The organism is Vreelandella sp. 2A-K22 (genome assembly GCF_054065485.1).
On record NZ_JBSUGC010000002.1, the window covers coordinates 18595 to 44534 of the forward strand.

At 54.1% G+C, this 25940-nt stretch carries 19 protein-coding genes and 1 tRNA gene; 10 read left to right on the forward strand and 10 right to left on the reverse strand.

Annotated elements, in window-relative coordinates; all coding sequences use genetic code 11:
• Window positions 1–18: 18 nt before the first annotated feature.
• From ACW17M_RS02420 to ACW17M_RS02430, 3 genes are read left to right on the forward strand one after another with little or no spacing between them, the layout of a single operon-like run.
• Window positions 19–126, forward strand: coding sequence for a DUF4160 domain-containing protein (locus tag ACW17M_RS02420; RefSeq protein ID WP_457546868.1), 108 nt, complete (start codon window positions 19–21; stop codon window positions 124–126).
• A 13-nt stretch (window positions 127–139) separates the two neighbouring features.
• Entirely contained in the window at window positions 140–250 is a 111-nt protein-coding gene (locus tag ACW17M_RS02425) for a DUF4160 domain-containing protein (protein WP_457546869.1), read from the forward strand.
• Window positions 231–470 carry a DUF2442 domain-containing protein gene (locus ACW17M_RS02430; RefSeq protein WP_022524100.1) on the forward strand — a complete coding sequence of 80 codons (240 nt, stop codon included), beginning with the start codon at window positions 231–233 and terminating at the stop codon, window positions 468–470. The genes ACW17M_RS02425 and ACW17M_RS02430 overlap by 20 nt, the downstream gene beginning before the upstream one ends.
• Window positions 471–710: 240 nt before the next feature.
• Here ACW17M_RS02430 and ACW17M_RS02435 read toward each other — a convergent pair whose 3' ends face one another.
• From ACW17M_RS02435 to ACW17M_RS02470, 8 genes are all read right to left on the reverse strand, one after another.
• Window positions 711–1220: an REP-associated tyrosine transposase gene (locus ACW17M_RS02435; protein WP_457546870.1), complete on the reverse strand. Its 510-nt coding sequence runs from the start codon at window positions 1218–1220 to the stop codon at window positions 711–713.
• Window positions 1221–1291: 71 nt separating this feature from the next.
• A complete protein-coding gene (gene rfaH, locus ACW17M_RS02440; RefSeq protein ID WP_022524098.1) occupies window positions 1292–1813 on the reverse strand; it encodes a transcription/translation regulatory transformer protein RfaH in 522 nt (173 codons plus the stop codon).
• Window positions 1814–1848: 35 nt separating this feature from the next.
• Window positions 1849–3171 carry an aminotransferase class I/II-fold pyridoxal phosphate-dependent enzyme gene (locus ACW17M_RS02445; protein ID WP_009288306.1) on the reverse strand — a complete coding sequence of 441 codons (1323 nt, stop codon included), beginning with the start codon at window positions 3169–3171 and terminating at the stop codon, window positions 1849–1851.
• Complete coding sequence (locus ACW17M_RS02450; protein ID WP_457546871.1) at window positions 3168–10610, reverse strand: type I polyketide synthase; 7443 nt, start codon at window positions 10608–10610, stop codon at window positions 3168–3170. The genes ACW17M_RS02445 and ACW17M_RS02450 overlap by 4 nt, the downstream gene beginning before the upstream one ends.
• A complete protein-coding gene (locus ACW17M_RS02455; protein WP_457546872.1) occupies window positions 10607–12217 on the reverse strand; it encodes an LTA synthase family protein in 1611 nt (536 codons plus the stop codon). Before ACW17M_RS02455 ends, ACW17M_RS02450 begins: the two co-directional genes overlap by 4 nt.
• The gene (locus ACW17M_RS02460; protein WP_027958983.1) at window positions 12210–13007 is read right to left on the reverse strand and encodes an SDR family NAD(P)-dependent oxidoreductase; all 798 of its coding nucleotides are present in this window, start codon (window positions 13005–13007) and stop codon (window positions 12210–12212) included. Before ACW17M_RS02460 ends, ACW17M_RS02455 begins: the two co-directional genes overlap by 8 nt.
• Before the next feature lie 32 nt (window positions 13008–13039).
• Window positions 13040–14281, reverse strand: a complete 1242-nt coding sequence (locus tag ACW17M_RS02465; RefSeq protein ID WP_159176539.1) for a capsule biosynthesis protein — start codon at window positions 14279–14281, stop codon at window positions 13040–13042.
• 1 nt (window position 14282) lies between these two features.
• Window positions 14283–16289: a capsular polysaccharide biosynthesis protein gene (locus ACW17M_RS02470; protein ID WP_457546873.1), complete on the reverse strand. Its 2007-nt coding sequence runs from the start codon at window positions 16287–16289 to the stop codon at window positions 14283–14285.
• Between the two features lie 260 nt (window positions 16290–16549).
• Here ACW17M_RS02470 and ACW17M_RS02475 point away from each other — a divergent pair, with 260 nt between their 5' ends.
• The 5 genes from ACW17M_RS02475 (at window position 16550) to ACW17M_RS02495 (ending at window position 22045) form a co-directional block, all read left to right on the forward strand.
• A complete protein-coding gene (locus tag ACW17M_RS02475; RefSeq protein WP_457546874.1) occupies window positions 16550–18577 on the forward strand; it encodes a diguanylate cyclase in 2028 nt (675 codons plus the stop codon).
• A 144-nt stretch (window positions 18578–18721) separates the two neighbouring features.
• Window positions 18722–19669 carry an AEC family transporter gene (locus tag ACW17M_RS02480; RefSeq protein ID WP_009288312.1) on the forward strand — a complete coding sequence of 316 codons (948 nt, stop codon included), beginning with the start codon at window positions 18722–18724 and terminating at the stop codon, window positions 19667–19669.
• Window positions 19670–19746: 77 nt separating this feature from the next.
• Window positions 19747–19823: transfer RNA gene (locus ACW17M_RS02485), tRNA-Arg, on the forward strand.
• A gap of 166 nt (window positions 19824–19989) precedes the next feature.
• On the forward strand, window positions 19990–20172 hold the full coding sequence (locus ACW17M_RS02490; protein ID WP_457546875.1) for an Arm DNA-binding domain-containing protein: 183 nt from the start codon (window positions 19990–19992) through the stop codon (window positions 20170–20172).
• Between the two features lie 751 nt (window positions 20173–20923).
• A complete protein-coding gene (locus ACW17M_RS02495) occupies window positions 20924–22045 on the forward strand; it encodes a Fic family protein (RefSeq protein WP_400672067.1) in 1122 nt (373 codons plus the stop codon).
• Between the two features lie 372 nt (window positions 22046–22417).
• On the opposite strand, the gene ACW17M_RS02500 is transcribed toward ACW17M_RS02495, so the two are convergent.
• On the reverse strand, window positions 22418–22879 hold the full coding sequence (locus ACW17M_RS02500; RefSeq protein WP_161463518.1) for a hypothetical protein: 462 nt from the start codon (window positions 22877–22879) through the stop codon (window positions 22418–22420).
• Window positions 22880–23106: 227 nt separating this feature from the next.
• On the opposite strand from ACW17M_RS02500, the gene ACW17M_RS02505 reads away from it, so the two are divergent.
• On the forward strand, window positions 23107–23415 hold the full coding sequence (locus ACW17M_RS02505) for an Arc family DNA-binding protein (RefSeq protein ID WP_035539112.1): 309 nt from the start codon (window positions 23107–23109) through the stop codon (window positions 23413–23415).
• A gap of 382 nt (window positions 23416–23797) precedes the next feature.
• Window positions 23798–24511 carry a histidine utilization repressor gene (hutC, locus tag ACW17M_RS02510; protein ID WP_190373487.1) on the forward strand — a complete coding sequence of 238 codons (714 nt, stop codon included), beginning with the start codon at window positions 23798–23800 and terminating at the stop codon, window positions 24509–24511.
• Window positions 24512–24580: 69 nt separating this feature from the next.
• On the opposite strand, the gene ACW17M_RS02515 is transcribed toward hutC, so the two are convergent.
• Window positions 24581–25903 (reverse strand): YjiH family protein, encoded by a 1323-nt coding sequence (locus ACW17M_RS02515; RefSeq protein ID WP_457546876.1) that lies wholly within the window; start codon window positions 25901–25903, stop codon window positions 24581–24583.
• Window positions 25904–25940 lie beyond the last annotated feature (37 nt).

The window sequence follows — 25940 nt, forward strand, 5'->3', positions numbered from 1 at the left end:
ACTGCAAGAGATAATGAAGTGCCAACTCTACTTAATGAAAAAGGTTTCAAATTCTTTTTCTATGCAAATGAACATCCTCCGCCACATGTGCATGTGATGAAGGCAGGAGGCTGGGCTAAAAATTGAGACTGAGACTAGTGTGGTAATTTATTCGTCACTAAAGAAGCAAGAGCTCAAGGAGTGTCTTGAGCTAGTAAGTTTGCATAGACAGGAATTTTTGGAGGTGTGGAATGACTGGTTTATCAGGTAAAGAAGTCCATTTTGACGACCATTATCTTCATGTCGAATTGAGTGATGGGCGGCGCATTTCAACGCCTATGAGCTGGTATCCAGAACTTGAGCAGGCCTCTGTGAAGGTCTTGCGGCATTACCTGTTTATTTGTGACGCCACCGGTATTGAATGGCCGGATATTGATTACCACTTGAGCATTGCTGCAATGCTGGAAACTCACTCTCAAAAGGTAGCGTAGAGCGAAGCGGTGCCGGGGTTGGCCCATGTAGGAAGGTTGGGTGCCACCGGGCGTCGTTCCGCCGCCTCCCGCGGGTGCCTCGAAACGCTTGCTGAACTCGCTTTCTCGTTACCACGCGCTACGGGTGCTCACTCGAATCCGGTGGCATCCCCACCTTCATGTGCATGCGAGATTTAGTAGCGCGTGGTAAGCGAAGCGCACCCGCGGATGCATCGCGAAGCGGTGCCGGGGTTTTCGCCATCACTCCCAATCCATTTCGGCGACGTCGGGGGCTTGTTGGGTGCCCCAGTCGGGGGTGTACCAGCCTTTTTGTACGCATTGTTGAAAGCTTGACCATTCCCAGTCGCGGGGGGCTCTAGTCCAGCCGTGTTTGACGGGGTTGTAATGGATGTAATCCATATGTCGTTGCCAGTCGTTTTCGTCACGAATGACGTGCTCCCAGAAGCCGCGCTGCCAGGCGTTGTGGGTGCCGGGCGGGAAGAAGAATTCCTGTGAGGCGTATTTTTTGATGTCCCGCCAGCGTGAGGAGTAGTCCGCGTCGCCTTCTGGCAGCCTCCACAGGCAGTGGAGGTGGTCGGGGAGAAGTACGAACGCATCCATTACGAAGGGGCGCTCTTCTCGAACTGTGCGAAAGGCACGACCAAGGGCTTCAATATTGAGACGATCCGCCAGCAGGGGTTGTCGTGCGTAGGTGACGACTGTAAAAAAGTAGCTGCCGCCAGAAACATGCGCGCGTCGATAGGTTGCCACCCGTGCCTCCATGCAAAATAATTGGCTTATAAAGGCCCATTGTAGCGCATCGTTATTAGCGGTGGGGCAGCCTACGGCTTGCTTAGGGTGTCTAGCGGTACTTCCAAATACTGTGGCCGATTGAGCACGTTGAGCAGGACGATGGCGCGCTCTTCGCCTTTAAGGCGGGTGAAGATGGCTTCCAGGTCTTTGAAGGGGCCGTCGGTGATGGTGACTTTCTCGCCAGCACTGAAGTAGGTGTGAATCCCTTCCTTGCTGTGCGGCTGAGCGCGTAGGGTCTCGACAAGCTGTGAGGGCACGGCGACGGGCCTGTCACCGAAGGTCAGCAGGCGTAGCACCCCGCGAGTAGAGCGAATCGGACGCCAGTTGCTGACCAACTGATCCAAACAGATAAACAGGTAGTAGGGGAAGAGCGGCTCGGTCACCGTGGTGAGCTTTCCCTGGCGCTTGCGTTGGCTCTTCAGGACAGGATGAAACACCTCATAACCTTGGTTGGCGAGATGTTCGGCAGCGCGAAATGATTCGCCCCCTTTGCACTGAATAACGTACCAGGCGGGCGTTGCTGCGCCCTCCTGGTCATTGTAAACATCCATACCATCATCCTTGCGTCTGGAAAAGCGTTACAAAATTATGGCAGTAGCGCGGTGAGTGCATCAAGCGTTTGGTCAATGTGCGCCTGGGTATGCTCACAGGAGAGAAAGAAGCGCAGCCGTGCGCTTTTTTCGGGTACCGCTGGGTGCAGAATCGGCTGTACGTTGATGTGCTGTTCTAACAATGCGTTAGAAAGCCGGGCAGCCGCCGCGGAGCTGCCAATAATCACCGGTACGACCGCGGCACCGATGCTTTTGCCGGTATCCAAGCCGCGGGCAGTGGCCTGTTCAAGAAAGTAGCGCGAAATAGCATGCAGGCGCTGAACCCGTTCGGGTTCTTGCTGCATCAGCTGCAGCGCGGCTAGTGAGGGGGCGGCGACTTGGGCGGGCATGCCCACGCTGTAGAGAAAACCGGGGGCCAGGTAGCGTAGTGTTTCCACCAGCGGCTTGCTGCCTGCGATATAGCCGCCGCAGCCTGCCATGGTTTTGCTCATGGTGCCCATCCAGATATCCACGTCGCGCGGGTCGATATCGAAATACTCGCGCAGCCCCAGGCCGGTGTCGCCCATGACCCCAAAGGAGTGGGCTTCATCGACCATCAGCCAGGCTTGATAGCGTTGCTTCAGTTCGATAAAACGCGGCAGCTCAGGGATGTCGCCATCCATGCTGTAGAGCCCTTCGATCACTACCAGAACGCGTTCGAACTGATGCCGATGCCGGGCCAACAGGGCTTCCAGCGCGGCGGGGTCGTTATGGCTAAACGACATGCGCTTGGCGCCGGAAAGCTGCGTGCCAACCAACGAGCTGTTATGGATGTACTCGTCGTGGAGCACTAAATCTTTAGGGCCCAGCAGGTGGCCCAGTGTGGAGACGTTAGTGGCGTGACCGCTCACAAACACCACCGCATCTTCAACGTTGTAGGCAGTGGCGAGGGCCTGTTCCAGCTCTTGGTGGATAGGCCGTTCGCCGGAGACCACGCGGCTGGCGGAGACCGAAGTACCGTAGCGCGCCACGGCATCGCAGGCGGCCTGATTGATGCGCGGGTCGCCTGAAAAGCCGAGGTAGTTATAGCTGGCAAAGTTGATGCAGGTCTGCCCATTGATCACGCTGGTCGCCCCGGCGGTGCCTTCGTGGACCTTGAAGAATGGGTCGACCAGGCCCAACTGATCGGCGGCCTGGCGCATCATGGCGATTTGCTGATAGCCCGGCTGGGCATCAAAGCGCGTGAAGCGCTCGGGCACCGTGCGTTGCTCTCCGCCTTGCCCATTGGAAGAGGGCGTGGCGCTGGCAGCACGCGGCGTAGTACGCCGGCGTGCTTGTTCCAACAATTGCTGTTTCAGTTCAGAGCGCTTAGCGGTCATGGAGTCTCAGTCGCGGGTGATGAGGAAGCGGACGCAGGCTCAGTGGTGAGCCCTTCAGGGCCTAAATCTTCAGTGCCATGTTGTGCGGCCAGTGAGGCTATCGCATCTTGCGGAGCGTCTTCAACATCGTCGTGCTGATGCATTTTCTGAATCAGCACGCCCGCCAGTTTGTCGAGTGTCGATGCTTCACTGAGCACCATCACTGACACCTGAACGCCCAAGCGGTTCTCGATAGCGGTCATTAGCTCAACGCCCATCAGGGAGTCGAAGCCCATATCGTAGACCGAGCGGTGAATATCGAGCTTCTCTTCATCAATCAGCAGAATGCTGGCCAGCTCGGCGCGCAGTAGATCGGTGACCGTGCTGTGCAGCTCCTCGGGTGAGAGGTCGGCGAGCAGGGCGCTGATGTCGTCATCTGCATCCGCGCTGCCGTCGTCGTCGCTAGCGCGGGCAATTTCGTTAAAGCGCGGCGCTTCGGCAGTGGGGAGGAAACGAGCAAGCGCGCCCCACTCTAGTTCCAGTACACCAAGGCTTGGCCCAGGGGCCAGCAGCATCTGTTCGAGCACTTTCAGCGCGTCATCCGAGCGTAGCGCGGAACCGCCCAGGCGCTCTTGCAGCGCATCACGGGTGCGGGTGTTACGAGCCAGGAAGCCGACATCTTCAATGGCGCCCCAGCGTACGCAGGTGGCTGGTAAACCCGCGGCACGGCGATTGGCGGCGAACGCCTCCAGCCAGTGGTTGGCGGCCACGTAGTTGGCCTGGCCGGGGTTGCCGAACAGGGTGGTGGCCGATGAGTAGAGCACGAAGAACTCCAGTTCCTCCTCGCGGGTGAGTGCGTCCAGGTGGCGGGCGCCATCGATTTTGGGCGCTAACACTTTCTGAATGCGCTCGGCATCCAGGTTGCGAATCAAACCGTCGTCGATCACCGTGGCGGCGTGCACAATGCCTCGCAGCGGTGCTAGTTCACCCTTGGCGCGCTCCAGCACATCGGCCAGCGCAGTGCGGTCGGTAATATCGCAGGCGGCGGCGAGTATCGTAACGCCTTGCTGTTCAAACGACGCAATGGCTGCCTGAGCCTCTTCACTGGTGGGGCCGCTGCGGCTGAGTAGGATCAACTGCCGCGCGCCTTTCTCTACCAGCCACTGAGCAGTTCTTAACCCAAAGCCACCCAGGCCGCCGGTGACCAGGTAGCTGGCATCTGCGGAGAGCTGCATTGCTGCCGTGCCCAACACCTCGTTCTTGGGTGGCGCTATGGGTTGTTCATAGGTCACTACCACTTTGCCGATCTGGCGCGCCTGCTGCATATAGCGGAAGGCGTCGATTACCTGGGTGTGGCTAAACGAGGTAAACGGCAGCGGGCTTAAGGTACCGTCGTTAAATAGCGCCATCATCTCGCCAAACAGGCGTTGTGTCAGCGCAGGCTGCACCTTCATTAGCTGATCGGAGTCGATACCGAAGTAGCTGAGGTTATTGCGGAACGGGCGCAGGCCAATATGAGTGTTTTCGTAGAAATCGCGTTTGCCCAGCTCCAGGAAGCGGCCGAACGGGCGCAGGGCGCGCAGGTTCTGGTTGATCGCTTCCCCGGCCAGGGAGTTGAGCACCACATCCACGCCTTCGCCCTGGGTGTCTTCCAGGATTTCTTCGGCGAAGGTGAGCGAGCGCGAGTCATAGAGTCGCTCGATGCCCATCAGACGCAGGAAGTCGCGCTTCTCTTCGGAGCCCACCGTGGCGTAAATTTCCGCTCCCAGCCACTGGGCGATTTGCAGCGCTGCAATACCCACGCCGCCCGCGGCGCCGTGAATCAGGATTTTTTCGCCAGGTTCGACTCGCGCCAGATGCTTGAGCGCGTAGTAGACCGTGAAGAAGGTCGTCGGAATCGTCGCCGCAGCCGCAAAGCTAATGCCTTCCGGCAGTGCTGCAACGGCGTGCTGGTTGGCAATGACCTTGTCGCTAAAGCTGGCAGGGCCGAAGCCGACCACGGCTTGCCCAGGCGCCACGTGGGTGACGTTGCTGCCCACGGCCTTGACCACGCCTGAAAACTCAAGGCCGAGGGTGGGGCCGGCGAAGCCGTTCTCTATCGCTTCATCGGAGAGCAAACCCAGGGTGTACATCACATCGCGGAAGTTAAGCCCGGTGGCCTTAACACTGATTTCCACCTCGTCGGCACTGACTTGTGGCAACGGGCGCGGACGCCAGGTTAATTGGCGCAGCTGGCCGGGCATGGCAAAGCCCAGTGACATCGCCTGATGCGGCTGCTTGGTCTGTTCATTGGTCTGCCCTTCCGCAGCTGGGTGCGGCGCGGGCAGGGTGCGCAGCCGCGTCGCAAAGCGATGGCCCTGGTTATCGATCAGCGCTTCGTTTTCGCTATCTGGTTGAGTCAGTAGGGTGGCCCAGGCGTGTAACGCAGGCTCGCTGACGGCTGCCGGTATATCCAGCAGGTAGACGCTATGGCCGACGGCTTCGTTGGCTAGCGAGCGGCCAAAGCCCCACAGCACGGCATCACCAGGGGCGTCTGTCGCGCTGGCGGGTGACGTTGTCTGCCATAAAGCGCTTACCCCGTTGGTCACCAACCATAAAGAGGCAGCAAGTGAGTGCTGCTCTAAGGCCAGCGTCCACTGCAGAGCGTGATTACAGCGGGCGGTTTGCGCTTCAGTGCTGTTCGCGCCCAGGCCACGCAGGTCAATCACATTGAGGGTTAGCTCGCCCTGATTATCAGGTGCGGCTTGGGCCATTTCAGGTTGAGCCAATGCAGGTTGAGCCAATGCATGAGCCAGCAGCTCAGCAGGTGCACTCTGACTAACGCTGAGCAGCGCGGAAGCGCCTTGCGATTGCAGTGCCTCGACCAGATTGGCCGCCAGCGCTTCACTGTTGTGGTCGGCGACCACCAAGTGACGCCGTTGCGCCGTGTTTGATGTGCTTGCAGCCGTTTCTAAAGGGTAGTGCGCATGGAGCAGGTACGCGCCACTGTCGCTCTCTTCCAGCGCCATGGGCGCGGAAACCACAAAGCCCTGGTCGTTTAGCCAGCTAATGAGCGTATCTTGCTCCAAGGCGGTTTGATCGATGCCGGGCGTGGCCAGCAGATCATCCAGCCAGCGACTTGGGGCGATACCAATCAGCATGACCTGGGCGCCAGGGGCGAGTTGCTCAGGTAATGCTTCGATTAACTGACGCGTGGCGGCCGGGTGGGTGATATCCACGCTTACAAACGCCAATTGAGCCTTTTCAACACCGATGGGGGCGGTTAGCGCAGCAACCTCGTTTTGGCCAAGGTGCTGCATATCCATCAGCGGGAAACGCTCTTGCAGCTGTTCTGCCTGATGGCGCGTGCTGTCGAGGGTGGTGATCACGCGGTAATGGGTAAGGTCGTGATACAGCGCTTGAGCGCTGCGTTCCAGTAGGCGTTCGCCCAACGCTGGCGCGCTGGGGCCTGCTTCGAGCAGTTGCAAACGCTGCCCGGCGGGGAGCTCTGCGATCAGCGCATCTATTAACTCGGCTAACTCGCCTGCCAACGCTTGCCAGCCGCTTTCGCCCACTAACACACGGTTTAATCGCGCCAAGTGGTCGTGGCTAATGCCCAGGGTTTCCAGGTCACTGGTGCCGCTACGCAGCGCCTGTTGGTGAAGCCCTAACCGGCCCACCAGGTGAATGGGCGCAAAGTAGTCGGGGTAGTCTTGCACCAGCAGTTGCCAGATAACGTCCGGCGAGTGCTGTGCTTCTTCGCTATTAACGCCGAGACCCTGCTGAGCAAAGGCTTCGCTAAGGCTATCGAGCAGAGGGGCGACTTCGTTGCCGTAACGCTGGCCGGTGCTTTCGCCGTAAACGCTGGCGATATCTGCAAGACGAGCAAGCGCATCGGCAGGTAGTGCCAGCGGTTCTGCGTGTAGCGGCGCCGGCGTCAGTTCCACATCCAAATAGCTGAAGTGCTGATGATGGGCGCGGTTGAGTCGAATCGCTTTGAAGCGGGTTTTGCTCAGTACTGCAACGGCGTTACCGGCGGCGTCATACAGCTCGAAATCGGCGGTAAAGGAGTGCGGTGCGCGCTTACCCATCACGGCGCGGGCGAGAACCGGCACGCCTGCCTGGGTATTCACTTGAATACGTTCCACGCGAACCGGCACAAAGGCGAGCTGGGTGGCAAACTCACTATGTTGCGCGAGCAGTGGGATAAACATCTGGAAGGCGCTATCCAGAATGCCGGGGTGCACGTGCAATGTGCTGAGCTGCGCCTGGACTTCGTCCGACAGGGCTATTTCACCAATCACTGCATCGCCGTCAATCCAGCCCCTGGAGATAGCCTGAAAGGCAGGGCCATAGTGAAGGCCAATACGCTCAGCCATCTGCAGGTGATCTTCCAGCGTGTAGTCCGGGGCACGAGTAGGCATCACCGGCGCTGTGCGGTTGAGCAGGAAACCACGGCTTTCACGCATGGTGCGGGCCACGGCATTTAACTGCCACTCTACCCCGGTGGCAGGTTCGCGGGAGTGGATCTCCAGGCGGCCATCTTCCGGTAGGTAGCTAAGCCGCATGGTGCGGCCATAGGGGCCGTCCAGCAGCAGCGGGGCACGGATTTCCAACTCTTCGATATCCAGCAACGGGCTGTCTTTTAGCTGCAGCGCCGCCGCCAGCGTCAGTTCCACAAAACCGGCACCGGGGAACACCGCGCCTTCGCCCACCACATGGTCGGCCAACCAGGGCTGGCGTTGGGTGTCGAGCTGGCTCTCCCAGGTGTGTTCGTGCTGCGCTAACGGGTAGCCCAGCAGTGGGTGCTGATAATAGCGTGACAGCAGGCCTTGACCGTCATTGGTGCCGTGTACCCAGTGGTGGCTGCGCTGCCAGGCATAGCGCGGTAGCGGCACACGCAGACCGACCACCGGGAAGTGGCGGCTAGCCAGGCTAAGACCACTCAGCAGTAGTTGGCTTAGGCTACGTTGCAAACCTTCAAGGCCGGGCTTGTGGCGCTCAATGGTGCCGAATACCAACCCTGGTCGCTCCAGTTGGCGCAGTGACTCATTAAGGTAGCGGCGTAGAATGGGGTGGGCGCCAATTTCTACAAAGACGTTATTGCCTTGTTCGATCAGCGCGCTAGCGACGGCTTCAAACAGCACCGGCTCACGAATGTTTTTCCACCAGTAGGTGGCATCCAGCTCAAGCCCGTCACTCAGCGTACCGGTAACGGTGGAGTAGTAGGGAATCTGCGTGGCACTCGGGGTAATATCGGCCAGCGCGTCAATGACCCCAGCTTGAATGCTGTCCATCGCGGGGCTGTGGAAGGCGTAGTCCAGGGGCAGGCGTTTGGCAAAAACATCCTGCTCACCCAGGGCGGCTTCCAAAGCGCTTAGCTGTTGGCTATCTCCCGCCAGCGTAATGCCTTTCGGGCTGTTAATACCTGCCAGGCATACCTGATTGAACTCGGGCTTTTCTAGCCACGCGGCGATGTCGTCAGCGCTCATGGCCACCGCGGTCATTTCGCCAAGGCCACGGGTTTTACCCTGGTAGTCGCTGCGGTAGTAAATCACTTTGACCGCATCTTCCAGACTCAACGCACCGCAGGCCCAGGCGGCGGCCACTTCACCTACGCTGTGACCGAATACTGCCGTGGGCGTAATGCCTTGGTCGTGCAGCCACTCAGTTAATGCCACCTGCAGTGCAAACAGCGCTGGCTGGGCGATTTCAGTTAGCGGGAAACGGTTCTCCCCATTGCGGCCTTCCAGTTCGGCGCGTAACGAGAAATCCCCGTGCTGCTGAAAGAGTGCGTCGACGCGATCAATCGCCGCGGCGAAAACCGGCGAATCGCTGAGCAGATCGCGCCCCATGGTTTCCCACTGGCAGCCGTTGCCATCATAAACAAACACTGGGCCTACTGCGTCGGGCAAGCGCTCGAGTGTGGTAACGCTGTTGGTTTCACCCGCGGCAAACTCGCTGAGTTGCGTGGCGGCTTCTTCAGCCGTTTGTGCAAACAGCAGTGCGCCATGGCTATGTCGGTCACGGTGGTGGAACAGCGTATAAGCGATGTCATACAGGCTGATGTCGCTACTTTCGCGTAAGTCGTTCTCGCGCAGGTAGTTGGCGAGCGTTTCGGCGCTTTGGCTGAGCGCGGCTTCACTGCGGGCGCTAAGGTGAATCGGTAGCGGTAAGTCTGGCGCCTGCGTTTCAGGTTTGACCCGTTCAGGCGGGCTTTCCAAAATAACGTGGGCGTTGGCCCCGCCAAAACCAAAGGAGTTCACGCCGATAACCAGACGGCCTTGTTTTTTCAGCGGCTGGCCTTTGGTGACCACTGAGATGTTCCACTCATCAAACTTGATGCGCGGATTGAGTTTGCGGATGCCAATCGTGGCAGGGACTTCGCGGTGCTGAATGCTGTAGAGCGCCTTGGCCAGCCCCGCTACGCCGGAAGCGGTTTCCAGGTGGCCCAGGTTGCTCTTTACCGAGCCAATCAGCAGCGGCGTTTTGCGCTGCTGGCCGAGTGCTTCACCAATCGCACGGGTTTCAATCGGGTCGCCAACGGCGGTGCCGGTGCCGTGGGCTTCCAGGTAGTCGATTTCATCCGGCGAGATGCCCGCCTGTTCATAGGCGCGCTTCATTAGATCAATTTGGGCGCTTGGGTTAGGCACCGTTAGGCCAGATTTGTGACCGTCTGTGTTCACCGCGGAGCCTGCTACTACGGCAATAATATTGTCGCCGTCGGCTACCGCTTGGTCGTAATCCTTAAGCAGGAAAATGCCACCGCCTTCCGAGCGCACATAGCCGTTACCCGCTTCATCGAATACCTGACAGCGGCCAGTGGGTGAAAGCATGCTGGCTTTAGAGAAGATGATAAAGCCATAGGGGTGCAGGTGCAGGCTGATGCCGCCCGCCAGCGCCATACTGGTTTCGCCACTGCGAATCGATTGGCAGGCCTGGTGAAAGGCCACCATGGAGGACGAGCAGGCAGTATCCAGCGACATGCTGGGGCCGTGCAGGTCAAACACGTAAGACAATCGATTCGAGGCGATGCTGGAGGTGTTGCCAGTAGCGGTGGAGGCATCAATCGCTGCCATATCGTCCGCGATGCGATAAGAGTAGTCGAGGCTGGCCACGCCCAAAAATACCCCGCACTGGCTGCCGCGCAGGGAGCTGGGCAGAATGCTGGCATCTTCCATGGCTTCCCAGGCGAGCTCTAGAAGCATGCGCTGCTGAGGATCCATATTGGCCGCTTCACGGGGCGAAATACCAAAAAACTCAGCGTCAAACCCGCTGATATCGCCCAGGCTACCGGCGGCAAAAGTCACGCTGGTACCCGGGTGGCGCTTATCCGGGTGCATAAAAACGTCGTGGCTCCAGCGGTCAGCGGCCACTTCAGTCACTAAATCTTTTTCGGCTTGCAGATCCTGCCAGAACGTTTCAGGGGTGGTGCCGGGGAAACGATGGGCGGCGCCGATGATGGCAACGCGTTTAGTCATTCTTGCTCCTGAGGTTCTGGTTCTACCTTGATCACATCGCTACTTATATCGTGTCCAAACACCTGTTTGAATAACTGGACACCAAGTTCGTTTGCGGCTAGCTCAAATGGCTCGTAAGCGTTCGCTGCCCCTACCCCTGCTGTTACCCAACTCTCTGTTGACCATACCATGTAGGGAGTGCGGCCATCAGGCGGTGTGAAGTGTGCATACGCCTCAGGCAGAATGGGAACATGATCCCCATACCAGCCTAGCAGGCCCGGTCGCTTTGCAGTATTCAGCGAATTTTTAACGCTTGCCAACATCTTGTCGGATTCACTTAAATGCTGCAAATAGACCGCTAAGTCACGCAGATGGTCGGGTAACGGCCAAGGAGCGCCGGGCAGCGTATCGGCTAACGTTGCTTGGTTCGGTGCTTCTAAATGTAGCGGGCCGTGATTTTCCATGGTGATAACAAATACAAATAGCGGTCTATTATCGTCATCTTCAAGCAGCCGTCCAATTTTTCGTGCCACTGCCTGGTCACTAACGTATTGACCGTTTTTGTCGCTGCTCTGGAAGGCATTGATATCTATAAAGTGGTCAAAGCCTAATTGGGGGATCACCTTGTGACGAAAATAGAAGCTCGCCAGGTACGGATGCACACAAACCGTGCGATAGCCTGCCGCTTTTAGCGCGCTCGCTAAACTGGGCATTGGATGGCGGGCAAGCGTGCGGTAAGGGTTGAACTGGCGAATGCCCCAGTGGTCGGGTGCAATGCCCGTTAATACCGCGCACTCGGTACGCACTGTATTGGCACCCCAGGCGGGCACGTTTAATGCGCCATGCAGGGTGGCGTTTGCGCGAGAGGTGTCGAAATGGTGAAGCAGGCTGGCATCGACCTCTTCACACCAGGGCCGAGGGTCGAAAAACGATTCACTCTGCACCAGCACCACGTTGGGCAGTGGCTGTTTGCCCTGATGCGCACTCGCTACCGGTGTTAAAGCGTGGAAGGGCGATTGCTCTGGCGTCGGAACGGGAGCGCGCATTAGCGCCACGCCGTAGGCCCATAGGCTAGCGAAAAGCCCTAAACGGTGCATGTCGTCTATGGGCTGTAAGACGATGGCGGGCAGCCTGCGGACACTAACAGCAAGCAGCAGCGAGCCCAAGGCTATTAATCCCAGCGCATTGGTTAGAAAGCGGTTGGCGCCCTCGCTAGTGACCAGCGACCCTTCCCAGTAAAAGAATCCACCAATTGCCACTACGGCGGCGCTGCTGGCGGCAATCGCCAAACCTACGCCGAAAAAGGGCACGTAAAGGCGCGGGTGCAGGATAGCGTCCCAGAAGTATTCAAAGTCATGGCAGATAAACGGCTCGTTGAGCGTATTCGATTTGGCGTTGCTCGACTGCACTACGACTAGTTGCAGCGAGAGACACACCATCACCGCAAACCAGGGGCGCTGGAGTAACAATACCTGCAGCCCGAAAAGTAGAAGCCATGAGCCAAGGTGGACACTATTGGCCGCTGCTCCACGCTGCCAAAATGGGCGCGGCCGAGGGCTAAGCAGGGCTTCAAACAGACCACTGATCAATAGCCCCACGAGTAGCGGCCATATCAGCGCGCTAATCATGGGGTGTGTCTCCTGAGTGGTTGAAGCCCAGTCGCTCGATCAACCATTGCGAAACCCCTGCGGGCAGTACCGCCAGCCACCAGGTGCCAAAATTAAGTGGGAAGGGGAAGCTGATGCGCGCACGGTTTGCGGCGATACCGCGTTTAATTACCTTGGCCGCGCGCTCGGGCGGCCACTCCCAGGGTTTGGGGCCGGGCATGGCCTCGCACATCGGTGAGGTAACATAGCCGGGCATGACCACAGTGACGCCGATACCGTGAGGCGCGAGTAGCCCGCGCAGCCCTTCGCCATAGGCTTTGATGCCTGCTTTGCTGGCGCTATAGCTGGGGGTGGTCGGTAAACCGTGCCATGCGGCAAGCGAGCTGATCAGCACCAATTGACCGCTGCCGCGGGTCTGCATGGCTGGCACTAGGTGTTGCACCATGGCGATGGGGGTTTTCAGGTTGATATCCAACAGCGCCTGCACGTCTGCCCAGGGCTCTAAGATATCAGGCCCTTGGGGGTGGGTGTTTTTGCCCGCATTGGCAATCAAGATGTTCGGTACCTGTTGGGCGCAGACTTCGGCTAGCCAGCTTTTCAGGGCGTGGTCATCGGTTAGATTGATGGTTGAGAGAGTGACTTGGGCACCTTTTTGGCGGCAAGTGGTGGCAAGCGCCTCTAGCTTCTCCTGCTGGCGTCCGTGCAATACCAGGTGGGTGCTGGGATCGGCATAGGCGTTTGCCAAGGCGCCCCCAATCGCGCCGGTGGCGCCAGTGATCAGCACGCAGCGTGAGTGTAGAGATGGGCTCACAGCCTCTTTTGCAGCTTCTTTCACAACAACGTTCACAGAAGCTTCTCCAACGGCGATGGGCAGGCTTCTAGTATGCGGGCGGCGTTATCCACGGCTAAATCGATACCGGGCTGGCAGTAGTAGCCACCGTTAACTTGAACGGCATGCATCACGGTCTTTTGAAAATAACCAAATAGCTCGCTGTTAGGCGGCTGCGGCTGCTGCCAAAAATCCGCTAAGTCACCTTGATAAGTTAGCCCATCCAGATTATAGATCGGGTCGCTAAGCGCGTAGGTGGGGCAGTTCTTCTCCAGTGAAACGATGCCCACGGTGCTGTTAACGGTGACATTGCCCTTGGCGTGTTTGAGCAGGGCGTTGAGATCCCCAGACTCTAGATAGACGATGCGCCCTTGCAGACCATGGCGTTCGGCAAGCTGCTTGATGATCTTGGGGTAATTGACCAAGCCCATATCCAAAGGATGGTTCTTAATACACAGCTGAGAATCGCTGGGCGCGTGCTTGGCGAACGAGGCCATCACATCGTCCATCACTTCCTGCATATTGGCGTAGGGGGAGTGATCGCGAATTTGCGCATCGCTATTTAGCTGCAGCGGCAGCATAAAATAGGGGCGGCCACTTTCGATCAACGCTTTGATGCGTTCGGCATCGCGTTTTTTCCAAGCGGCTTTTAACTGAGCAAAGCGCTTCAGGTAGCCCGCGTACTCGACCGGCGCGGTGATCGGCGCGTGATTGCGGTAGTGCGGCGCAACCAGCGGATTGGCTAGCCCGGCCAAGTGGTAACCCACATCGTGCATGGCGCGAATTTTAAACGAGGAGCGAAAACGCACAGGGGCGGGTAGTTCGGGCAGTGCTTTGCCGGTTTCATAAAACCAACTTGGGTCACGGGGCAGTAGCGAGTGGCCGTTAACGCCTTCGCGCTCCAGTGTGATCCAGAACGGGCGAAAGTAGCCCTCTTCAAATACGTGGGTGCGTATACCGGCCGCGGCGGCGTTATCCACTGCTGGGCGATGAATCGGGCGACGATCACCAAATACTACTTGGTCGGTGATCGAGTACCGCTGCCAGAGTGACTTGATATAGCCAGGTAGTTCAGCGGTAGGGCCACGAAACAGATGGCTTTGGCCGTGGGTGCGCTGCCAGTAGGCGATATCGCCCGCATTGAAGTTGACCTTAACGACACGGTGCCCATCGTTCACCAGGCGCTTGGCTAAGCGCTGGTAAAAAGGTGAGCAAACGCCCTGCAAAAATAAGAATGCACGCTTCTGATGCTTCAACTCAATGCCTTCCGATCAACAAATTACGATAACAGCGGTAGAGATGCTGTTTCCATGTAAGGGTGTTTTTGTGTGCTCTTGCCTGTTCCAACAGGCTGACGACGGTTTCAGCATTGCATAGCTGGCGAGTCGTTGGGTCTACATAGCCGGGATAGAGAATCAGGGTGCCGGCGACCAAGGCATCCAGCGAGAGTGAACGCGTACGGCGTGGGCAGCTAAGCGCATCCTGAGTTAAGCCCCAGCCAGCATAAAACGGTAGGCCGTAGGTGCTGACTTCTCGTTTGCGCAAAAGTGCTTCAAAGCCGGTTAAAGAGCTCATCGTATGCACTGCATCGACGCGCTCTAAAAGGGTTGCGATGTCGATATCGCTGGCGTCTAGATCATACAGGCGTTTGGCATCGGTATCGAGTGCTCCGACACGCGCACCGCTCAATACATCGGGATGGGCTTTATAGACAATAAAGGCATCCGGATGTGCTTCCCGCACTGCCCTTAACAGCCCGCTATTGGTGTTAATGTGCGGCGAGCCGGTGGCAATCGAGGCGTCGCTCTCTACTTGGCCAGGCACCAGTATGGTGTAACGCCCTTTGGGCAGTTCGATCCCCGACTTTCCACGTACGTTGTACTTGGAGAGTTTGAGCGCCACTAATCGCTTACGTAACTGCAGCGCACGTTGCAGCAGGTCGTCGCTAAAGGGGGCGCTATTGAGCAGCGTCTCTAAATCACTGGGTTGGCTGGGGTCGTAGTAGATACCCTGTGAATCAATCACCAGCGACAACGGCTGAGTAAGATCGACTCCCAGCCCCACTGAACGAATGAACCCATCTTCCATGCGCCATAGCTTCTCCATGTGTTGGGCGTGCTGGCATTTAAAGTCTGCATCAATACGGCTTGACCATACCAGCAGCCGTTCATCGGGCTGCTCGCTCTCGGGAAGCTTCGCTTGATAGTTCACGCGTGCGAAGGCGCCTAGAAAGTCGCCAATAAAGCGACGCTTCCAAGTAGAGAACCCGCATGCTCGCCAGCTTCCCCGATAGCGCTCCTGCTGGCGCCTTTGATCGGCGATCAAGGCAATGGTCTCTTCCAGCGTGGCAGGCTGCTGAGTGTAAGGGTTAGCGTAGCGGCAATAGCGTAAATAGGCGGCGGCAAAGACCTCAACTAAGGTGCGCTTTACACGACGGCGGTGGCAGGGCAGTTGATCATGGGTAAGCCCCCAACCTGCATAAAACGGAATACCAAAACAGTGCACCTGCTTTTCGGCCAGCAGTGCTTCAAAGCCGAGCTGGCTGGTCACGACGTAAACGTGGTCAACCTGGTCAAATAGCGCCCAGGGGTTGAGGTCTTCACCGATGACCCTGCAGCGCGGGTGGTCTGCGGCGTTAAGTAGGTGGCCCTGTTTTTTACCCGCGATAACGTCAGGATGGATCTTGACTAGTATCTCGGCGTCGGGGTGCTCTGCTAATGCCGCCTCAAGCATCTGGTTGAAGCTACTAGCGCTAGCGCCCCCATAGTGAATTGAAGCATCCCCAGCGGTTTGGTCGACCACTAATACACTCGCCCGGCTGGCATCGTTAATCGGCTGATCGGGGGAGTGGTTATATTTGGAGAGCCGATAGCGAGCGATCAATGCCATGCATCGTTCAGCCTGCTCTAACTCTTCATTGTTGAAACTGGCTGTGTTGAGCCAGTTTTCCAAATCAGAAGGGCGTGAGGCGTCGTAATAAATGCCGGTCTCATCGACTACCAAACTGTGCGGCTGAAAGCCATTTACGCCTAGCCCTAACGAGCGTAAAAAGCCATCTTCTAATGCGATATAGGTCAGTTGATGGCGTTGGGCATACTGCCTAGCGCTTACGCTAGTGGGTTTTAGCCCCCAGCCAATCACCGCCTCGGGCATTTTCTTAAGGGAGCTTATTCGGACGAATTGGTCAAATTCGGGTAGCAGTGCAGGCAAGGTAGCCAGCTTGCGAATACCTGGGGATGTGTAACCTGCCGTTCGTTTCGCCATACATAAGGCCGCTTGAGGTAACAGGGGTAGGCGGGCGAACATACGTCAATTGGAGGGGGTTATCAATTCAGGCGTTGTGAGTACTCACTATTTTTTCGATGCATAGCAACTATTTGCATGATAAAAAAAATTACCTTAAGTTTGATTTATTCAACGCGCATGATCGTCACTTTTTTGGTAGATTCGCCCACTCTATGTACCCTTGATACAGCTCTGCAGGATCTGGAATTAAGTAAAGTATGCATAAAAAAGGATAATCGGTGCGCTTTGCCTATCTGCTAAAAAATCTATTTGCTTTCAGTTCCTTAAAGGGGCGCCTTTTGCTGGGGCTCTCCTTTACTTTGCTGTTGCTGATCGCATTGGTGCTGGGGATGGCGTGGCAAGTCGGAAAGACTATGGTGCAAGAGGCTAATATGTCGCACTTGCGTTATGAAGCCACTCTACTTGCTGATGAGGTAACCCAACAAATCGAGATGCGCTTCCAAGCATTAGAGCGCTTAAACGAAATGATCGGCGCCACCGAGGATGCGAGTTGGATCAGCTATCAACTGCAGCAGAACGATAGCCTACTAGCTTGGTTTGAGGGGATTGTGGTTGCCGACAGCGATGGAGAGATTATTGCTGATTGGCCTGCAATCGTTGGTCGCGTAGGGCTCGACACCTCTGAGCTTGAGTATTTTCATATGCTTCGTGGTATTCGCCGACCCTATGTTAGCGAGCCCTTTGTCGGTCGTGCGAGCGGCATGCCAATGGTGCTAGTGGGCGTGCCACGCTTTACTGAGCAAGGCGAGTTTGACGGTTTTATTGGAGGTATCCTTAGCTTGGATTCAGGAGGGATATTTAGCCGTTTAGCTAAAGTGCGCTTGGGCGAAAAAGGCTATGCTGGTGTTGCTACTGCTTCGGGTAAGGTCTTATACCATCCTGAAAATTCATTAATTAATGCTTCTGTGCCCAGTGAGTCATTTAACCCATGGTTGGACTTGGCGCTGGATGGCTGGGAAGGTGATGCCGTAGGTCGGCTTGTGAGTGGGGAAATGGGGCTACAATCTTATGCGCAGATTTGGCCTGCTGGCTGGGTCGTTGGCCTTTACATGCCTATTTCCCAAGTACAACTTCCCCTAGCTGATTTTATCAGGCAGCTTTGGTGGGCATGGGTTGTACTTGTTTTACTTATGTTCCCTTTGCTGTGGTGGATGTTGGGCCGAGTGCTTACACCTTTGAGGCATTTGGAGAAGCAGATTGGCGAGGTGGGTTTAGGGCACCGTGAGAGCGTCAGTTTGGCTACCAAGATGCAAGAGCTACAGCAGGTGGCGAGCACCTTTAACCGAGTGGAAGATGAACGGCAGCTGTTGTTAGACAATCTTCAAGAGCGCGAGGCGTTTCTTGACTCGGTACTGAATGCAGCGCCGCAGGGTATGTTTGTCGCTAATATTAAAGGTGACATTACTTACATGAACCCTGCGCTACTAGAGATGCTGGGCATCTTTCCAGGCTCGCCTATGGAGTCTTGGCTTAAGCAGATCCACATGTCTGATCGTGATGGAGCTAAAGACATGTGGCTACATAGCCTGCGCACCGGTAGTGATTTTGTTCGCCAACTGCGTTTTTTGCGCAGCGATAACGAACTTCTTTGGCTAGATATACATGCTCGGGTAGTCACGCTTTCTCAAGATGGACAGACTCTTGGTTTAGTGGGCGTAGTTAAGGATATTACTGAGCGCCGGGAGCAGGAAGCCATACAGCGCTGGGAAGCAGAACATGATCCGTTAACCGGCCTGTTGAATCGCAGAGGCTTTGAGCGCCGCCTAGAAGAAGCCTTTGCCGATTTCCAAAAAACCAGCACGCCTTCAGCTCTTTTGTTGTTTGATTTGGATCACTTCAAACCCATCAATGATGAAGGTGGCCATGCTCTAGGCGATGAGATGTTGCGCCGCATTGCTCAGGTGGTTGCCTGGGAAGTCCGCCGTAGCGACCATGTGGCGCGCCAAGGGGGAGATGAGTTTGGTGTGCTGCTCCCCAGCTGCACCCTGGCTCAGGCAAGGAGAATCGCTGAATCCCTGCGTCAGTCGGTAGGGGAAATCTCTGTTACCCATGAAGGCAAAGAGTACATGGTTACACTCAGTATTGGCGTTACCACCTTTGATGAAGAGGATTCTAATGTGTCTGACGTTCTGGCACGGGCCGATGCCGGTAGTTACAAAGCCAAAGGGATGGGACGCGATGGGGTAGTTGTCAATATGCCTCACAATAACGATGACGTAATGGCGCTTTTCGATTCGCCCAAATAGTTTCTCATAAAAGCACTCTAAGCCTGTGCAGCGGCTTGGCGTGCTTAGCAGTCGACAAAACATGTCCAGCAGTAGAGTATAAGCAGATGCTGAACTTGTCGTTAGAAGCCAGTTTTTAAAATCAAGGCTGACTGAGATACTGTTGTGAACCTACTTGAACTGTTTGCCCGCACGCTGGATGTCACGCTGCCTGTCTTTGCGATGGTGTTTGTAGGCCTGGGCCTTAAGCGCTTGAAATGGATTGATAGTGCCTTCGTCTCGACCGCTTCTGCGCTGGTATTCAAAGCAACACTCCCCACGCTGATCTTCCTTAGTTTGATTAAAGCTGACCTAAGCGTTGCGCTGGACGTTTCGCTGATGCTGTTTTTTGCTGTGGCAACGCTGGGGCAGTTTTTATTCAGTTGGGGCTGGGCGCGCTACCGTGTAGCACCTCAGGATCGTGGTATTTACGTTCAAGGCGCGTTTCGCGGCAATTGTGGGATAGTGGGTTTGGCGCTAGCGGCGGGCATGTACGGTAACTATGGCCTGTCAGCGGGCAGTCTTTTGCTGGGCGTGGTCATCGTGATGTATAACGCGCTTTCGGTCATCGTGCTGGCATTTTACCAACCTGGTCAATCCACCGATTGGCGCAGCCTGCTCAAACATGTAGCGAAAAACCCACTCATTATTTCCGTATTTGCAGCATTACCCTTTACCGCGCTGTCGATCCCACTGCCCAGTTGGGTGATTACCTCAGGAAACTATTTTGCCTCGTTAACACTACCGTTGGCGCTGATTTGTATTGGTGCGACGCTCTCCGTGTCGAGCATGCGTGACAGCAGCCAAGTGGCACTTGGCGCTAGCTTGATGAAGATGGTAACACTACCGGTGCTCTCCACCGTGGCGGCCTGGTTGGTGGGCTTTTCCGGCGAACAGCTGGGCTTACTGTTTCTGTTCTTTGCCAGCCCCACCGCTGCCGCAAGTTTTGTAATGGTCAAAGCAATAGGCGGCAATGTGGCTCTGGCCGCCAATATCATCGCCATTACCACTCTGATGGCGAGCATTACCGTTACGCTGGGCGTCTTTGCGCTGCGTTTACTCGGCTGGATATAGAGTTGAATAGCGCAACTCGGTTGGCCCTGCCTAAGCTGACGCGTTATACTACGCGCCCGCAAGTTTGGACGACGTTAGTCCCTGTAGCTCAGTAGGATAGAGCAGCCGCCTCCTAAGCGGCAGGTCGCAGGTTCGACTCCTGCCAGGGACGCCAACGGCCATTCTTGAGACGTCCTGAGAAGGCCTAAAAAAGAGTACAATACTCTGAAATACATGGTTTTTTAGCACCTCGTTGTTCCTCGCAGTTCCTTCCAAATCCCGCTGCCAAGTGGTATACATTCCGGTATATGCCTCCATTCGGAAATACTCGGTATACCTCCATGGCGCTAACTATCCGACAAATAAACGCAACTAAGCCCGGCACGAAAATTATTACCCTCTCAGATGGCATGGGATTAGAACTTAGGATCTCAACCAATGGCAGTCGTGGATGGCGTTTGCGCTACACACGTCCCAATGGCAAGCGCAACATGATCAGCCAGGGTATTTTTATCCCGAGGTGAGCCTTGCTCAAGCGCGAGAGAAGCGGGCAGATAAGATAGCATCCCAAGGTATCGTCCCTGTCGAGCAGAAGCAGGATGATAAACGTAAGCAGCAATATTCCGTTATTTTTGATGCAGTCCTCTATTGGTGCTTTCAGCGGATTCGCCGGGCGTAATGCTTGATAAATAAAAAGTCTACTGTCTCTAGAAGCTTAAAAATTCAGCTAGTTCCGTAGGTTTGCGCAGTTACACGTCAGTATAGCTACAGCCTCATAAGTTTCTAAAAGTGAGAAGCTAGCGTCGTAGGCTTGCACAGATGCACGTCAAGATAGCTACAGTCTCATAAGTGTCTAAATGTGAGAAGCTAGCGTCATAGGCTTGCACAGATACACGTCAAGATAGTTACAGTCTCATAATCTGCAAAAAGTGAGAAGCTAGCGTCGTAGGTTTGCACAGATGCACGTCAAGATAGTTACAGTCTCATAATTTTCTAAAAGTGAGAAGCTAGCGTCGTAGGTTTGCACAGATGCACGTCAAGATAGTTACAGTCTCATAATTTTCTAAAAGTGAGAAGCTAGCGTCGTAGGTTTGCGCAGATGCACGTCAAAATAGCTACAATCTCATAAGATTCTAAAAGTGAGATTCTAATCTAAGCTGTGCCTCATAAGCTGTAATGCATAGAGTTATTGAAAAATGTTGACTCTCAAAAATTGATAAATATGATGTACTATGTTTGGCGTTAAAAAAAGTGTGAATTTGAGAGGCAAGTGATATGGATTTAAATTTAGACGAAGCTGTGAATTATCACTACGATAAATTTCCACCTCGAAAAATAGATTATAGTAGGTTTGTGGACAAGCTTATAAAAGCGACTGACGCAGTTGCACGCTATGATCAAATGCTGAAAAATATGCATAATAGTGAAATATTACTTGCCCCTTTAAGAAATCAAGAAGCAGTTATCTCTTCTAGGATGGAGGGTACTGTTAGTACGATGGATGAGATCTTGCAATATGAGGCTGATCATGAAAATGAGACAGCTAATACATCAAGTGTAAGATCTGAGGTTATTGAAACAATACTTTATCAGAGGGCATTAAAAGCCGCCCAAAAAGCACTGAATGATGGGTATCCAGTTTCTCAATCATTGCTTAAAGGGATACATCAGCGTCTTTTATCATTTGGTAGAGGAGCATCAAAGTCACCAGGAGAGTTTAAGGTTGAGCAAAATTACTTGGCTGATAGGAATAAAAAGAAAATACTTTTTATTCCCGTTAGTCCAGAGCGACTGCAGGATGGTTTAGATGTTTTGTTCAAGTATATCAATGAAGACCCCAGCCCCTCTCTCGTTAAAGCAGCATTGACGCACATAGAGTTTGAGGCCTTACATCCGTTTAAGGACGGTAATGGAAGAATTGGGAGGATGTTGATAACGTTAATGTTATGGAAATACGGAACTATTTCAGCACCTCACTTTTATATCAGTGGATATTTTGAAGAAAATAAGGATGAGTACATTGATACGATGAGGCGAGTATCAGAGACAGGGGATTGGGATGAATGGTGCTCGTTCTTTTTAGAAGCGGTAGAGCAACAGGCAATAAGAAATTTAACTATTGCTGAAAATATAAGGAATTTATATGAAGAAATGAAGATTTTATTTGCTGAGCTGTTGTCTTCAAAATGGAGCGTCACTGCTCTAGATTTTGTGTTCACGAATCCTGTTTTTCGTAATAATAAATTTACTTCACAAAGCGGTATTCCGGCTGCTACTGCTGCAAGATTTACTAGGATTATGCTAGATAATGACATTATACGTACAGTCGAAGAAGCATCAGGACGGCGGCCAGCAATGTATTCCTTTGAACCTTTGCTGAAGCTAGTCCGTGTTTGAGTGATATTTATTGTAGTAATAGAAAATGATGATTTTATGGTGTTTTTATTTTTAATTGAAAGTCGCTGCTCCCGTGGCGGCTTTTTTGCTTATGCAAGACAAAAGTTTTTACCCAAGATCAGGCAAGCCTTTGCCGATGCATTTGATACGGTAGTTCTCGGTCGGCGGGGGTTTACCAGCTTTAGGTGTGATGTTGACCGGTTCATTGAATCAGGGGAGGGGATCTATTGCTTGAATGGATGTTGGCCTGTGGAGTTGCGGCTAGCTGCATGCCAGAGCTTGAGGGGGGCTGGAGCTTACCTTTTTTCGCTGACCTCCTTCGGCTAATGGCAACGACAACCCCATATGACTCAGGGAGGTAGTAACAGAAAATTATTCCTTAGGTCTCAAGTCGCCAGTGATGTAGCAAATCGATTCCGTGGTATTTTCCAGTTTTACGGTGTTGTCTTGTATGTGACCTCCGAGTGGTAGGTTAGCAGCATGTCTGCTGTGCTTACCCATACGCGCTAAGCCGTTAATTTTTATACCACAACTTAGCTGTTGTATTAATAAGACTTTGAAAAGACTGTTTAGCTTTCCTAGTTGCAACTGTAACTCTGGATAATTATCAAGCACGTTGTAAGCTTTCGAAATCAACGCCATTGCTTGATCAATATTTTTGATTTTTTCTTCTACTTCTTTTTCTGAGGTGGATTTATTGTCCATTGGGGAAAAGCTAATGGCTATATGTGAAATGGATAAGGTTAGGTATACCGCCTCTTCGTCGGTAGACATTCCGTTTTGAATTAATTCACACATGTTTTCTAGGTCGTGAATATAGCTGGCATTATGCATAGCTTTTTTCCTTAAGCTGTTTCACTTCTCGTTCCACCTGACTCACTAGCCATTTCAGGCGAAGCACATGTTCTGAGCTTTGCTCTAAAACCGTGGTTTTAACTCTGTCTCAAGCTGTCTTTTGAATTGTGTAACCTACTGGATTTGTCAAAAGGACCCAATGGGTCCAGTATGGTACCCGATGGGTGCCATTGCTGTAAAGAACCGGTCTGGTTCATCATTAAGAAATGACAACTCACGATACCCACACACAGTACAAACTCCGTATGCCGCCCGAGTTACGGGACTGGTTGAAAGAGGCTGCCGACACTAACCATCGATCCATGAATGCTGAGATAGTCGCCAGGCTGCTCCGCACGGTTGAGCTAGATGGTCGAGAAAAAGCACTCGAAAGGGTGGGGTATGAGGAGAAGGAAACCATGCCGAACAGCGATTATAGAAACCTCAGCGAGGTGAAGCGTCAGCTAGAGGCTGCAATGAGTCAGCTTGATCGGGAGTTGCGCCACCTGGAGGCAAGCCAGCAAAAAGGTGAGTGAGGTTGGTACAAGCTCCACATGTCCAAAGGTTTTGGTTATTCATGCTAAATGATGGAGATAGCGATCTGAGCTTTGTTCAGGTCGCTTTTTATTATTTGGCGTAAAAGCTGAAAAGGTTCAGACGCGCTAGATAATGTGCTTTTTCCCCATTCAAAATAAATGAATGACTCGAAGCTATCAACGATCTCCTCCAGACCGCGAGAACACGTACAGGCTAGCGAAGTGCACCAGCTTCATTGTGATGCAGCACAAGCAGCCGTGGGTGGCGTTTGCGCTACACACATGATTGGTCAATGGCGTTGACCTGGCGGCAGTGTGCTTTGTTAACCAAGGCTAGTAAGATAGCTGTATAGACAAACGGTCTTAATTTCAAAGGAGTTTCATGACTAGTCCTCCTCTCTACCAGCAGATCCGCCAACATCTGTTGGATAAGATTCAGTGCGGTGATTGGCAACTGAATCATCAGATACCTACGGAAGAGCGGCTGGCGAAAGACTTTGGCGTGAGCCGAATGACGGCCAATAAAGCCATTAGAGATTTAGTGCAGCAAGGGTACCTCGTGCGTCAACCCGGTGTCGGCACCTTCGTTACCGACCGTAAGGTTGAGTCCTCTTTGGTGGAGGTATACAACATTGCCGAAGAAGTGCTTTCGCGTGGGCATCGATACAGCAATAAAGTAATCACCCAAGAGGCGATTGAAGCAGACGATGAAGTTGCTCTGCGGTTAGGCGTGAGGCTTGGGAGTCGGGTTTTTCATACCCTGTTGGTGCACTATGAGAATGACATTCCGATTCAGCTTGAGAACCGCTACGTTAACCCACGCTGGGTGCCTGATTATCTTGACACCGATTTTTCACGCCATACGCCTAACGAGGTGCTGGTCGCCGCCTGTCCTATGACGGATATGGAGCACATCGTTGAGGCGGTGCTGGTGGATGAGCAGACTGCAAAATGGCTAAGCATCGATACCCAGACGCCTTGCTTGAGCATGGTGCGGCGTACTTGGTCTGAAGAGCACTTGATTAGCTATGCGCGCCTGATCCACCCTGGAGACCGCTATAAATTACGCTCCTCCCTGCAAAGAAAAAGCGCTTAAATTGAAGCAAAGCAAGAGCCCAGCGAGGCCGGTTTGTTCGACCTCGTGGCATCTCGTTAATACTGGGATTCAACTGGTCAGTGACTGCACCAAGTAGCCCGCGGGTATCGCGAGTAACAAGCTCAAGGCCACGCGAATGAACCACACGATCAACATGCGGCCTACGGAAAGCGGAATGCTGGTAGAAAGAATGCAGGGGATGGAAGCAGAAAAGAATAGCACGGCAGAGACTGACACCACGCCAGCTGCGAAACGGGCGACGAATTCAGCTTCGGCCATCAGTAGGGCCGGTAAGAACATTTCCGCCAGTCCAGAAGCAGATGCCTGCGCTAGCGCCGCAGCGTCATCTAGCCCCCAGATGGCGACAAAGGGGTAAAACAGCCATCCCAACCAGTCAAATAAAGGCGTGTATTTGGCGATGAGAAGCCCGAGCAGGCCTACCGACATGATCGACGGTAGGATGCTGATGGCCATTATCAACCCTTCTTTAAAGTTGAGCGCTACGCTGCGGTGAAGACTGGGCGCTTTGGCTGCAATCTCCGTACCTGCTTGCCAGGCCGTGCTCAAACGCTTCCCCGGTACTGGCTCCGGTTCTCCGTCACTCTTGTAGTCATCCATGTTTGCCAGAGGCGGCAGCCGCACTGTGATAGCCGTGACGATGAACGTAATCAACAGGGTGAGCCAAAAGTACAAATTCCAAATGCTCATCAGATCTAGCGTACGGGCCACGATGATCATGAACGTTGCCGACACCGTGGAAAAACCAGTGGCAATGATGGCGGCTTCCCGGGCTGAATACTGTCCCGCTTGATAAACCCGATTGGTAATCAATAGCCCGATCGAGTAACTACCTACAAAAGAAGCAACGGCATCGATTGCCGAGCGCCCTGGGGTTCGCCAAATGGGCCGCATTACCGGCTGAACCAGTACGCCAATCAATTCCAGCAACCCATAGCTGATCAACAGTGCCAGGAAAATAGCACCGATTGGTACGATCAAACCTACCGGAATCACCAGTTTCTCGAACAGGAAGGGCAGCATATCCGGTTCGTGCAGAAACGCAGGTCCCCAACCCGTTAACGCCATTACGGCAACAACGATGCCAATGATTTTCAGCACTGTGAAAATGCTTTCGGTCAGTGTTCGCCGCCAATAGCCTTTGAACAGTGGGTAGGCGGCACCCGCCACGATCATGGCTAAAGCATAGATGCCGCTGTATTCACCCATCAACGAACGCAGTCCTGTGACCATATGATCGAGCAGGATAGTACGCCGCCCCGCTATCTCGATGGGAACAAAAAAGATCAGGATGCCCAGAGCGCTAGGCACAAACAGTTTAAAGATGGTGGCAGCGTTGGTTCGCTGCTTAGTGGGCGGGTCTACGGGGTGCATGGGGTCGCCTCTCGTTGTTTGGTTGTCATCGCTATGA

Coding starts and splice junctions, on each gene's coding strand:
- hutC (WP_190373487.1), top strand. CDS start 23,798: ATGACTAGTCCTCCTCTCTACCAGCAGATCCGCCAACATCTGTTGGAT.
- ACW17M_RS02455 (WP_457546872.1), bottom strand. CDS start 12,217: ATGATTAGCGCGCTGATATGGCCGCTACTCGTGGGGCTATTGATCAGT.
- ACW17M_RS02500 (WP_161463518.1), bottom strand. CDS start 22,879: ATGCATAATGCCAGCTATATTCACGACCTAGAAAACATGTGTGAATTA.
- ACW17M_RS02450 (WP_457546871.1), bottom strand. CDS start 10,610: ATGACTAAACGCGTTGCCATCATCGGCGCCGCCCATCGTTTCCCCGGC.
- rfaH (WP_022524098.1), bottom strand. CDS start 1,813: ATGGATGTTTACAATGACCAGGAGGGCGCAGCAACGCCCGCCTGGTAC.
- ACW17M_RS02445 (WP_009288306.1), bottom strand. CDS start 3,171: ATGACCGCTAAGCGCTCTGAACTGAAACAGCAATTGTTGGAACAAGCA.
- ACW17M_RS02515 (WP_457546876.1), bottom strand. CDS start 25,903: ATGCACCCCGTAGACCCGCCCACTAAGCAGCGAACCAACGCTGCCACC.
- ACW17M_RS02470 (WP_457546873.1), bottom strand. CDS start 16,289: ATGGCGAAACGAACGGCAGGTTACACATCCCCAGGTATTCGCAAGCTG.
- ACW17M_RS02505 (WP_035539112.1), top strand. CDS start 23,107: ATGACAACTCACGATACCCACACACAGTACAAACTCCGTATGCCGCCC.
- ACW17M_RS02430 (WP_022524100.1), top strand. CDS start 231: ATGACTGGTTTATCAGGTAAAGAAGTCCATTTTGACGACCATTATCTT.
- ACW17M_RS02495 (WP_400672067.1), top strand. CDS start 20,924: ATGGATTTAAATTTAGACGAAGCTGTGAATTATCACTACGATAAATTT.
- ACW17M_RS02490 (WP_457546875.1), top strand. CDS start 19,990: ATGGCGCTAACTATCCGACAAATAAACGCAACTAAGCCCGGCACGAAA.